This window comes from Verrucomicrobiota bacterium, assembly GCA_037139415.1.
In the GTDB taxonomy this organism is placed as follows: Bacteria; Verrucomicrobiota; Verrucomicrobiia; order Limisphaerales; family Fontisphaeraceae; genus JBAXGN01.
Map to the genome: position 1 here is coordinate 1 of JBAXGN010000224.1, position 11,813 is coordinate 11,813.

Annotated in this window: 10 protein-coding genes; 8 read left to right on the forward strand and 2 right to left on the reverse strand. The window is 56.9% G+C overall.

Annotated elements, in window-relative coordinates; genetic code table 11:
• The 8 genes from WCO56_26060 to WCO56_26095 form a co-directional block, all read left to right on the forward strand.
• Positions 1 to 738: cobalamin-dependent protein (locus tag WCO56_26060; protein ID MEI7733063.1), on the forward strand; the 738-nt coding region annotated here is incomplete at its 5' end.
• Between the two features lie 28 nt (positions 739 to 766).
• Positions 767 to 1,792 (forward strand): uroporphyrinogen decarboxylase family protein, encoded by a 1,026-nt coding sequence (locus tag WCO56_26065; protein ID MEI7733064.1) that lies wholly within the window; start codon positions 767 to 769, stop codon positions 1,790 to 1,792.
• On the forward strand, positions 1,789 to 2,400 hold the full coding sequence (locus WCO56_26070) for a DUF1638 domain-containing protein (GenBank protein ID MEI7733065.1): 612 nt from the start codon (positions 1,789 to 1,791) through the stop codon (positions 2,398 to 2,400). Before WCO56_26065 ends, WCO56_26070 begins: the two co-directional genes overlap by 4 nt.
• The gene (locus WCO56_26075) at positions 2,397 to 4,433 is read left to right on the forward strand and encodes a PAS domain S-box protein (GenBank protein ID MEI7733066.1); all 2,037 of its coding nucleotides are present in this window, start codon (positions 2,397 to 2,399) and stop codon (positions 4,431 to 4,433) included. The genes WCO56_26070 and WCO56_26075 overlap by 4 nt, the downstream gene beginning before the upstream one ends.
• Positions 4,434 to 4,724: 291 nt before the next feature.
• Positions 4,725 to 5,687 (forward strand): SDR family NAD(P)-dependent oxidoreductase, encoded by a 963-nt coding sequence (locus WCO56_26080; GenBank protein ID MEI7733067.1) that lies wholly within the window; start codon positions 4,725 to 4,727, stop codon positions 5,685 to 5,687.
• A 15-nt stretch (positions 5,688 to 5,702) separates the two neighbouring features.
• Positions 5,703 to 6,833 (forward strand): M20 family metallopeptidase, encoded by a 1,131-nt coding sequence (locus WCO56_26085; GenBank protein ID MEI7733068.1) that lies wholly within the window; start codon positions 5,703 to 5,705, stop codon positions 6,831 to 6,833.
• A 24-nt stretch (positions 6,834 to 6,857) separates the two neighbouring features.
• On the forward strand, positions 6,858 to 8,144 hold the full coding sequence (locus WCO56_26090) for a hypothetical protein (protein ID MEI7733069.1): 1,287 nt from the start codon (positions 6,858 to 6,860) through the stop codon (positions 8,142 to 8,144).
• Between the two features lie 110 nt (positions 8,145 to 8,254).
• Positions 8,255 to 8,461 (forward strand): hypothetical protein, encoded by a 207-nt coding sequence (locus WCO56_26095; GenBank protein ID MEI7733070.1) that lies wholly within the window; start codon positions 8,255 to 8,257, stop codon positions 8,459 to 8,461.
• Positions 8,462 to 8,489: 28 nt separating this feature from the next.
• Here the strand turns inward: WCO56_26095 and WCO56_26100 are convergent, their stop codons facing one another.
• The gene (locus tag WCO56_26100; GenBank protein ID MEI7733071.1) at positions 8,490 to 10,967 is read right to left on the reverse strand and encodes a choice-of-anchor tandem repeat GloVer-containing protein; all 2,478 of its coding nucleotides are present in this window, start codon (positions 10,965 to 10,967) and stop codon (positions 8,490 to 8,492) included.
• 63 nt (positions 10,968 to 11,030) lie between these two features.
• Positions 11,031 to 11,681, reverse strand: coding sequence for a hypothetical protein (locus WCO56_26105; protein ID MEI7733072.1), 651 nt, complete (start codon positions 11,679 to 11,681; stop codon positions 11,031 to 11,033).
• Between the last annotated feature and the right edge of the window lie 132 nt (positions 11,682 to 11,813).

Genomic DNA, 11,813 nt, shown 5'->3' on the forward strand with positions numbered 1-11,813 from the left:
TTTAGCCGTCCAAAAAACCTGCTGAAAAACCCCCTGCAATTCACCGGAATCAGTAAAGCGATGAACAGCGAAGAGATCCAAAACGAACTGCTGAACTGTATCCGGCTGGCGGATCGCCGGGCGGCTAATCAGTTGTTGGAAACGTGGACGTCTGAGCATGGATTTGAGCGGCTGATTGTGGAGGTGCTGGAGCCGGCATTAACGCAGTTGGGCGAAGCCTGGCAACGGAAAGAGGTTTTCACCATCGCACAAGCCTACGTGGCCGCCAAAATTGTGGAGGATTCGCTGGTTCGTATCGCCGCTCAAACTCCGTCCGGGGCGGTGGCGGAAAAAGGCGCGGTGGTATTGGGCAACATCCAGGACGACTTTCATTCGTTGGGCTGCCGCTTGGTGGCCATCTTCTTGCAAAAAGACGGTTGGCGGGTCCATAATCTGGGCAACGACGTGGCTGCGTCCGTCTTTGTGGACAAAGCCCTTGAGGTCGGTGCCAGGATCATCGGCGTTTCGGCCATGATTTACACCACCGCGCAGAACATCATTCAGGTGCGCCAGGAGATTGATCGCCGGGGCCTGACCGGGCGGCTCCAATTGGCGGTTGGTGGCGCCATCTTCATGGCTCGGCCCGCGTTGGTGGCCGAAGTGGGAGCCGACGGCACGGCGGGTAACGCCTTGGAGGCTTCGCAATTGTTCGTGCGTCTTCAAGAACGGGCGGAAGCATTCACCCCGGCTCACGGATGACGGATGACTGGTCACCGATAAGTAACCTATGAACAGTCTGGAACGCATTCTCGCCACGCTGGCTGGACAGCCGGTGGATCGCCGACCGTTCAGCCTGACGCTTTGCCTCTATGGCGCGCGGCTCACGGGCTGCCCGTTGCCCGAATATTATTCCAACCCGACGGCCTACGCGCTCGGTCAGGCGGCGGTGGCGGAGCGCTTTGCGCCGGACATTCTCTTTGGGCCGTTTGCGCTGGCGGCGGTGGCCGAGGCCTTCGGCGCGGAAACCCGCTGGTTTCCCGAGCATCCGCCCATTCTCAAGCGCCCCGCCGCAACATCCGTGGCGGAGGCCTTGAAGTTGCCGCTGCCTGATCCGTCCGGACACCCGCGCCTGACCTATCTGCGGGAAACGACCCGACAAATGGCCGCCCAGAGCGCTGGCACCGTGCCGATTGCCGGAGTGCTCACTTGCCTGACGGATTTCCCGGCGCTGCTGGTGGGGTTCGAGGCGTGGATGGAATGCCTGCTCTTTGCACCGGAACAGGCGCGCGAACTGATGGCGCGGCTCAATCCATGGTTTATCGAACTGGCGAACGGGCTGCTGGAGGCGGGTGCCGCATTTGTCGCCATGCCCGCCGTGTTTATCTCACCCGCCATGTTGCCACGGGGAACGGTCACGGGGGTGACCTTGCCGGCCTTGCGCGAAGCGATGGCGGGCATCCGGGGCGCCGTGGTGCTGCATCATGCGGGTGGTCCGTTTCTGTCGCACTTGGATTTGTTACCCGGCTTGCCGCACCTGGCCGCCATGGTGGTGGATCATACGGATGATCTCGGTCTCTGCCGTGCCGCGCTGGGGCCTGAACCAACGCTGATTGGCGGGATGGATGGTCCCAACCTGGGCACGCTTTCCGCCGCAGGGGCAGCCGTGCAAGCGCGCGCGGCTCTGGAAAACCGGCGCGCGGACGCCCGCTTTATTCTGGGCTCGACGGGGCCGGATGTGCCGTATGATACCCCGCCGGAAAATCTTCTGGCGGTCCGCCGCGCAGTGGAAGAATTTGGGGGAACGCAGACATGAGCACGCCCGGTTCACTTCTGATCAGTTGTTCGGTGTTGCAGGCGGAGATCGAGTTGCTCCGGCGCACCGGGCGGCTGGATTGCCCGGTCGAGTTTGTTGAATCCATGCTGCACATGCACCCGGAGCGGCTAAGCCGTGTGCTCGACGCCTCGCTCAGTGCCGCGCGTGAACGGGGACAAACCGTGGTGCTGGCGTATGGCGATTGCTGCGCTGAAATGACCGATTTCTCCATGCGGCCCGGGGTCGCTCGGACGCCGTGCCAGTGCTGCTGTGATTTACTGTTGGGCCGGGCGGAGTTCCGGCGGCTGCGCCGGGCGGGTGCGTTTCTCCTGATTCCCGAGTGGATGCGGCGCTGGCGCCAGGTGTTTATGCATGAATTGGGTTTGAACCCGGAGAATGCCAAGGATTTGATGCGCGAGATGCATACCAAGTTGGTCTATCTGGATACCAGGGTGGCACCTGTGCCAGAGGCTGAACTGCGCGCTTGTTCGGAATATTGTGGCCTGCCGTACGAAGTCCATCCCGTGTCGCTCGAGGCCTTGGGCCAGAACCTCCAGCAAACGTTGCACCCGAATAACTCAACCACCAATCGTACTGCTGGCCCATGAATTCACACCCCCTTCCATCGGACCCTGCCTTTCCCGTGATGGCACTGGATTTGATCAGCCATCTCTTGGGCCGCGCCGATAACCCCGGGGAACTGGCCCGGTACCTGGCGGATGAATTACGCGACTTGACCGGGGCGCGCGGCATTTTGCTGACCCAATGCGGGGCAGCATTGGATGGCGCGGAGGACCGTATGCTGTGTCTGGAACCGACCCAATTCCGTCTTCGGGCGGAAGCGGGGCCGGACCTGCCCGCTCTGATTCGGACCGCACATCAACTGAAGACACCGGCGATTTGGCGGGCCGGGGATGAAGTTCCGGCAGCCGGCACGTTGGCGGCGCTGGGGTTTGCTTTGGCGCTCGTTTTCCCGCTGCGCGTGGGAGAAATTCAGGTCGGGTCCCTGGTCGTGTTTGGGTTACCCGACCCGGAGCGCCTGAACGAAGTGCGGGATTTGTTGCAAACGCTGGCGGGTATCGTGGCCCTGGTGTTGCGCAACGCCGCCTTATATCAGGATCAGGAGTGGATCATTGAGGAGCGCACGCGGGAACTGCGGGAGGTCGCTCAGTTCAACCGGCAAATCATCCGCAGTGCCCAGGAAGGGATCATCGTCTATGGCCCCGATTTGCGCTATCAGGTGTGGAATCCATACATGGAACAAATCAGCGGATTGGCCGCCCAGGCGGTGCTGGGCAAGCATCCGGCAGACTTGTTTCCGTTCTTAAAAGAACATGGCGTAATTGAACGCCTTGAAAAAACGTTGGCGGGGGAGCTGCCGGACACCATTGAGTTCCCGTATCATCTGCCGTCGATCGGCAAATCGGGCTGGGCCTCGGACGCCTGTGCTCCGTTGCGAAACGCGCAAGGCGAGATCATCGGGGTGATTGCGACCGTTCGGGACATCACCGGGCGCAAGCAGGTGGAGGAGGCGCTGCGGGAGGCGGAGGCCCGGCAGCGCAAGATGGTGGCCAACATCGGGGATGTGATCGTCATCATTGATCAGAATGGCATCAATCGTTACAAGAGCCCAAACCTCGAGAAATGGTTTGGCTGGCGGCCGGAAGAAGTGGTCGGGGCCAAGGCCCTGGACAACGTACACCCTGACGATTTGGCTCACGCCCAGCAGTTTATTGGCGCACTCGTTGAAAAACCCAACGTCCCCGCCACCACCGAATGCCGTTACCGTTGCAAGGACGGCAGTTACAAATGGATTGAATTTACCGGCGTCAATCTCCTGCACGACCCCGATATCCGCGGGATCCTTGGGAATTATCATGATATCATGGAGCGCAAGCGGTTGGAGCGGGAGCGGGTAAATTTGGAAGTCCACTTGCGCCAGCAGCAGAAGCTCGAATCCATCGGCACCCTCGCCAGCGGGGTGGCGCATGAAATCAACAACCCCATCAATGGGGTGATGAATTACGCCCAGTTAATCCTGGACCGATCTGGGTCGGATAGTCAGGCGCGCGAATATGCCAAGGAAATCATCCACGAAACCGAGCGGGTGGCCGTCATCGTCCGCAGCCTGCTGCAGTTTGCCCGGCAGGAGAAGCAGGCCCACAGCCCGGCGCGGATGCAGGATATGATCGAACAGACCCTATCGCTCATCCGCACGGTCATCCGCCGCGACCAAATTACGCTGCAAGTCGAAGTGCCACCGGACTTACCGGCCATTAAATGCCGCAGCCAACAGATTCAGCAGGTGTTGATGAACCTGCTGACCAATGCCCGCGATGCCCTCAACCAGCGCTACTCCGCTCATCACGCGGACAAAATCATGCGTTTGGGTGCCGTGTATTTCGAGCGGGACGGGCGGCGTTGGGTGCGGATTACGGTGGAAGATCACGGCGCGGGCATCCCGGCTGAAGTTCAAGGGCGAATCTTTGATCCGTTCTTCACCACCAAGTCGCGGAGCGAAGGCACCGGGCTGGGACTTTCCATCAGCCACAGCATTGTGAAAGATCATCACGGGAAACTGTGGTTTGAAACCGAGGTGGGGCGGGGAACCAAATTTCACTTGGAACTGCCAGTTAATTGATTGCGGATTTCAGAATGCGGAATGCGGAATGGCGAACAGGTGTTTGGTCTTATCTGTGTGCATCTGTGTTTATCTGTGGTTCAATTCCGGACTTTTGACCACGGATTTCACGGATGGCACGGATAAAAACCAGCCAATTTCAGATTTCAGAATTGGGGGTTGGTCTTATTTGTGTTATCGGTGTAATGGTCTTCAGACTTATGAGGCCCCTACAAACTGTGCGAAATTACCGCAAAACACGGTTTATCTGCGGGCTCGACAGCGTCATCCCCGGCTGGTTATCGTGTCGGCATGAACTTTTTAGTAACAGGCGGGGCCGGGTTCATCGGTTCGCACGTTTGTGAACGACTTTTAAAAGCCGGGCACGCGGTGTGGACGGTGGATGACTTGAACCCCTTTTATGCGCCAGCGATAAAGCAGGCCAACCTCCAGGCCATCCAAACCGTGCCGGGTCGGTTTGAATTTATCTTGGGCGACATTACGGATGCCACGGTGGTCAACGCGGTTTTTGAACGCACCCGGTTTGATCAGGTGATTCACCTGGCGGCGCGCGCGGGGGTGCGGCCCAGCCTGGACGCTCCGGCCTTGTATCAACGGGTGAATGTCGAAGGGACTGTCAACGTGCTGGAGGCGGCGCGCCGCACGGGCGTGCGCAAGTTTATCCAAGCGTCCTCTTCCTCGGTCTATGGGGTGAATGCCAAGGTGCCGTTTTCCGAAGGCGACTCGATCTTCACCGCCATCTCGCCGTATGCCGCCAGCAAACTGGCGTGCGAGGCACTGGGCCATGTGTATCATCATGTCTATGGCCTCGATGTGGTGGCCTTGCGTTTCTTCACCGTGTACGGGCCGCGGCAACGCCCCGATCTGGCCATTCATAAATTTGCCAGGCGCATGTTGGCGGGTAAATCCATCCCGGTTTTTGGCGATGGCTCCACCGCGCGCGATTATACGTTTGTGGCAGATATTGTGGATGGCATCCTGGCCTGCACCCAACACGAGTTCGGGTTTGAAATCATCAATCTGGGCGATTCCAATCCAATCACTTTGAACCGCCTGATTGAGGTGCTGGAGCAAACACTGGGAGTTCAGGCACAACGCGATTGGATGCCGGCGCAGCCCGGCGATGTGCCCATCACCTACGCGAACGTGGAGAAGGCGCGCCGACTGTTGGGTTATGAACCGAAAGTGAAAATCGAAGCGGGGATTGCGAAATTCGTCGAATGGCTGCGTACCCAAGGCGTGGGAAAGGATTAAACTGCCACCGTTGTTATGACCAAAACAGCCAGGTTATTGCGGGAGTTGGTGGCGCTGCCAAGCGTCAACCCGGCGTTTTTGCCCCCTGGCGATCCACGCACGGGCGAACATCGGGTTGCTGATTGCCTCGCAGCCATGGCGTCACAAGCCGGAATGGACGTGGAATTCCAAAAAATATCCAGTGAACGCGCCAATTTGTTGGTAACCCTGTCGCCATCTGGAAAGGTACAGCGGCGAATTCTGCTTGCTCCGCACTTGGATACCGTGCCGTCGGCGAACCCGGAACAGATGGTCCCGCGCCTGAAACAGGGACGGCTCTACGGACGCGGGGCGTGCGACACCAAAGGCTCTGTGGCAGCCATGTTTCTGGCGATGCAGGCCATGGCCACGGCGCGGCGGCGTCCCAAACACACCGAAATTGTTTTCGCCGGATTGGTGGATGAAGAATCCGGCCAAGCCGGTTCGCGCGCCTTGGCGGCCAGCGGCATAAAGGCGGATCTGGCGATTGTGGGCGAACCCACGTTGCTCGAGGTGGTCACCGCCCATAAAGGGGATATCTGGCTGCGGATTCAAACCCACGGTAAAGCCGCGCATGGCGCCTGCCCGGATCAGGGTCGTAATGCCGTGCATGCCATGGCGCGCGTGGTGGATGCGCTGGAAACCGAGTATGCCGCGCAACTACGGCAGCGGACGCATCCCTTGCTCGGTCACGCCACGGTGAATGTGGGCCGGATCGTGGGCGGCACCCAGCCCAACATTGTGCCCGACCTGTGCGAGATCGCCATTGACCGGCGCACATTGCCAGGCGAAACCGACGCGGGTGTGCGGCGCGAAATCCAAACCCTGCTTCGCGGCCGAGGCCTGAAAGTGACCCTGTCCAATCGCAAAACCGGGACGTGCCTGCCGCTGGAAACCAACCCGCGGCTGGCGTTGGTGCAGGAGTTGCTGCGTGCTGCCGGTCGTTCGCAATCGCGCGGCGTCCATTACTTTTGCGATGCCTCCGTGCTGGCGCTGGGCGGCATCCCGAGCGTGGTGTTTGGCCCGGGCAACATCGCCCAGGCCCATACCAGCGATGAATGGATTTCCCTGGTCGAGTTGGATAAAGCGGCGCGTATTCTAACCCGTTTTCTTCAAGTGATGCCATAATCACTCCGCTGTCTCTCATTTTCCGTGAATACTGAATCCTCCAAGCTCAATTTTTTTCGTCAGAGCGGATGGGTGGTTATCGCCACCATGATGGGTGGCGTGTTCATGTACGCAGTCCATATCCTCGCGGGTAAAATGCCGAAGGCAGAATATGGGGTCTTTACCACCATGCTCCAAATCCTCAACCTGATGGGCATTCCCGCCATCGGCCTCCAAAGCGTGTTCGCCCAACAGGCCGCCGCCGCTCTGACGGAGGAGCAGCGCCGCGAATTATCTGGCACCACCCGCGCGGTGATGGCCGGCATTTTTGTCATCTGGGTGCTCATGGCCGCGCCATTGGTGATGCTTCACGATCGCCTGGTGCTGGCCTTGCAAGTCACGCACCCGTCCGCATTGTGGTTCACCCTGCTGCTCGGGTTGGGCGCTCTCTGGTTTCCGATCATGTGCGGCGTGCTCCAGGGACGACAGAACTTCCTCTGGTACGGCAACGTGTACATCATGAATGGCGTGGGCCGGTTCGCCGCCATCTTCGTTCTGGTCTATCTGTTGGGCGGACTCTCCCCGTCCGCCGTGCTGGGGGCGTTCATCGGGCTGGCTACGGCCACCGGGTTGGGAGCGTGGCAGAACCGCTTCTGCTGGACGGATCGGGCGATTTACCCGCAATGGAAACCCTGGCTGGCGCGCGTTGTTCCGCTGACGCTGGGCGCGGGCGCCACCATGTTCATGATGAGTGCCGACATGATTTTTGTGCAGCGCTATTTTGATCGCAATGAAACGGGATTTTATGCCGCGGCTGGCATGATCGGGCGCGCCCTGATCTTTTTCACCATCCCCATCTCCGCCGTCATGTTTCCCAAAGTGGTGGCCAGTGCCGCAAAATCGGAAAAGACCAATGTGGTCTTTCTGTCCCTGGGTGCCACCGCTCTGTTAGGCGCGTCGGCCTCCATTTTCTGCACCATTTTCCCCGAGCTGCCATTGCGCCTGGTCTATGATAAATCCTTCCTCAAAGTCGCGCCCTTGGTTCCCTGGTTTGTCTGGTGCATGTTGCCGCTGACGCTCGTGAACGTGCTGGCCAACAACCTGCTGGCCCGTCAACGCTATGGCGTGGTGCCATGGTTGGTCTTGCTGGCGGTGGCCTACGCCGGAGTGTTGGAATGGCAATTACCGGCGCTGGCGAAAGGACCTGACCTCATTCAATCCTTCTCCAGCGTGGTGCAAATCCTGGGCCTGTTCAGTTTGCTGCTTTTGACCGTTTGTCTGGTCTTCACTTGGCTGGATTTTTCCCGCTCCAAAGTTGTAAAGCCCTCATAATAAAGGTGATCCGATTCAAAAAATAGTTTAAAAAATAATTGAGGGTAGGACCGTATTTGTCCTACCCCCCCTGTTAGCCTGTACGCAGAAAGTATAACGAAAGGCTAACAATGAATACGCAAATACAACAGATGGAACTCGGCTTCAACGCGCGGAACAACCCGCGTCCCGTGCTGCGCCCGCAACGTCGCATGGCGGGTGCGAGTTGGTGGTTTATGCAGATGCGCGCCGCCGTGGATCGCGCCACCGACTGGCGCAACGCCCCGCCCGCCCCACCCGTGCAAGAACCCTTGGTGCTGGCCGCGCAGGGGCGATGAGGTCCCCCAGCTTCTCTCCGCCCATAACTCAAGGAGTTATGGTGCGATATAAATTGATGGCCGCATTGGTGCCTCCGGAGAGAAATATGTCTATGGCCCCATCACCATTCAAGGTGTTTGACCCGAAGGTCTCCCAATCCGGAAGCAGCAGATTATGTGATCGTTGAACGACATACGCCTGATTGGCAGCCCCCTGCAAGGTGAGCATGATCTGGCTGCCTTGCTGGCGTGTGGACGCAGCCACACATGCGGTCAATGAGTACAACGTGCCGAAATCCATGCCGCCAGCCTGCACCGTGGAACCATAAAGGCGACCTGAGCGCCCCATCGTCAGGCCGCTTTGTGGACAGCATCCCAGTGTATTCGGCGCAAAGTGTTGCACCACGGTTTGCACGTTACCGGTTTTATCAAACAAGCACACGGTTCCAACGTCATTGCTGCCGCCCCGGTCCGTGATTCCATAAAAATAGCCATTGGAAGCTTGCACCAGTCCAGACCATGGATTGCCGCCATTGACGCTGTTTATGCCACCGAATCTTCTCAAAATGGCATACCCGCTACCATTGGTGCTAATCCGATACAAAATACCGTTACCGTTTAACCCCACAGTATCCCCCATAGCCGTGCCATACAACATGCCGTCGCGGTTCAACACCAATGCGCCCCAAGGGTAGCAACCATCGGTGCCGCCAGTGAAAGTCTTCAGTACCGTGACGGTTCCGGTATTGGTGTTGGCAGCGTAAATTAAACCGCAGGAAGCAGTCCCACCATAACAGGTGGTTCCATAGACCATACCATTCGCATCAACGGTCAGGCCAAGTCCAGGCAATGACCCATTGACGGATAGAAAGGTACACACCACGGAGTAATTACTACCGTCTCGGTCCAGACGAAAGACCGTTCCCCGCTCAGACGCGCCACCACGATAGGTAGCCCCATACAATATTCCCCCTGCCTCCATGATGGTATAAGGATTTCGGCCATCACCTCCGGCACTGGTGAAACTCTTCAACACTGAATAGTTGTCGCCATTGGTGGATACTCGAAAAACAGTTCCGTAATTGGAGAAACCGCCAGAGTAAGTGACCCCATATAGCATTCCATCGCCGCTTTCACGCAGCATACTGGGATAACAACCATCGCCGTTGGTAGAAGTAAAATGGTGAAGCACAACAGCATTATTGCCATCTGGATTCATGCTGAAAATGGTACCCAAGTCGTTACTGCCGCCGCCTTCAGTAATACCATAGACTACTCCTGAACTGGATTGAAATACCGTGCCAGGATAACTTCCATCTCCACCGCTGACGCTGAAATGAAGAAACGGGGAGAACAATCCACCACCCTCGGGAAGTCCAAAAATGGTTCCGTAATCGCTGGCGCCGCCGCGGTAAGTGGTGCCGTATAGAATGCCATCGCTACCTTTTATCAGTCCAGCCTCAGGATGAGCGCCATTGGCATAAATGCCAAAAAAGTTGGTCAATTCCTGAATACCGCCACCGCCATCTTTCGCCAGCTTGAAAATTGTCCCGACATTATTGGTTCCTCCCTGGTAGGTAGTGCCATACAGTGCTCCATCACTGCCTTCCAATAACCTGGCGTGTGGATAGCGACCTCCAGCAGTATTGGTAAAATTGGCTACCACCGCATAACCGCTTCCATTCTGATTTAGCCTGAAAACGGTTCCCATATCCGCCAATCCGCCTTTACGGGTACAGCCGTACAGCAAACCGTCTCCGCCAAGCATAAGGCTGGCACAAGGAAACCGTCCTTCAATAGTGGTTCCGGTGCCCATAAAACTCCGCAATACAGCAAACCCGCTACCATCCTTGTTGATACTGAAAATTGTTCCACGATTGGTGATGCCGCCGACAAATGTTGTCCCGAAAAGGACGCCTTGGGAGCCTTCAATCACGGCGGCAAACGGCTTTCCGCCATCATTGGTTCTTCCTGTAAAACTTTTCACTATGGCATAATTGGCTCCATCGGGATCAAGCCGAAACAACGTTCCCCGGTTGCTGGCACCGCCACCGTAAGTAGTTCCGTACAGTTTGCCATCACTTGCCAGAATGAGTTCCGCGCGCGGATACCTGCCATCCAATCCATTGGTAAAAAAGTGTTTTAGAATGATATAATTGCCGCCTTCCGAAGCCAGCCTAAAAACCGTCCCGGCATCGTTACTGCCGCCATAGCACGTGGTGCCATAGAATATGCCATTACTGCCCTTCAACAATCCCGCGTAAGGCCGGGCACCATCCCCATTGGTACCGCTAAAACTAAGCAGCACTTGGTAATTCGTTCCCGCTCGGTTCACTTTAAAGACCGTGCCCATCCCATATTGGCCACCATATTCCGTGGTTCCAAACAGGTCGCCGCTATCTCCTTCGCTTAACGCAGCGCGCGAATTTGCTCCAGACAAATTGGCATGTCCGAATGACTTTAATAACGTGCTTTCTGAATGCGCTGTCACCAGTACTCCGAAAAGCAACGCCAAAGTTACAGCCATCCAGCCGCGCTTTCTGATTTGCTCATATACAGACTGGTAGAAAGGCCACTTCATATTGCAATCTCAGCGTGTCCCCGCTTTCCCAACCAGTCTTGGCGCAACGTGACCATCAAAGTAAAGCGCATTGCGTGTTTTTCCATGCACAGGTTGGTCTGGTAAATCAAAACGCCAGGAAAGTAATGTGTTGGTATAATTCAATTTGTCTGCGTCCATGATACTGTACACCTTGGATAAGGGTTGCTGCGCTTGAATATCCGCAATGGTATGAGGATATTCCAAGGGCGAAGGATATCCGAAGGGTTTAAAAGTCAGGTTGTAAGGGTCCTCAGGAACCATTCCATCATTCAGCGCATACGAGTACCGGATGGAAATAGTCGTCACTAAATAAGCGGTGTTATACCGCTCAAATGCCGGACAAAAAAGTGCTCTGACATCGGTACGGGTACTGCTTGGAGCCGGACTGCCCAAATAGGTGGCAAGATAATAGGATAAAGAAGACTTGGAAGTTGTAGTGTACCCGGGTGTTTGGCCCGTGAGCAAACCAATGTTTGCTTTTGGACCAGGGGGAAGATAATCTGCGTTTTCATCCGCAAACATTTGAATGGCCTGCCCCACTTGTCGAAGATTGTTAGCACAGGTGACTTGTGGCACCCGGCTTTTTGGCTGGCCAAAAACTGGAAGTAAAAGCAAAACTAGCACGGCAATGATCGCCAATAGATCAGTTCGCGTAAAACCGGCACAGCCCTGAGTTCTCCGCATCGTGACTGGAGATATTAAAGTTCGCGTCCAGTGGTTAACCTATCTTTCGACACTGGCGGCATTTTTTTTGAAGGAACGATGGATTCA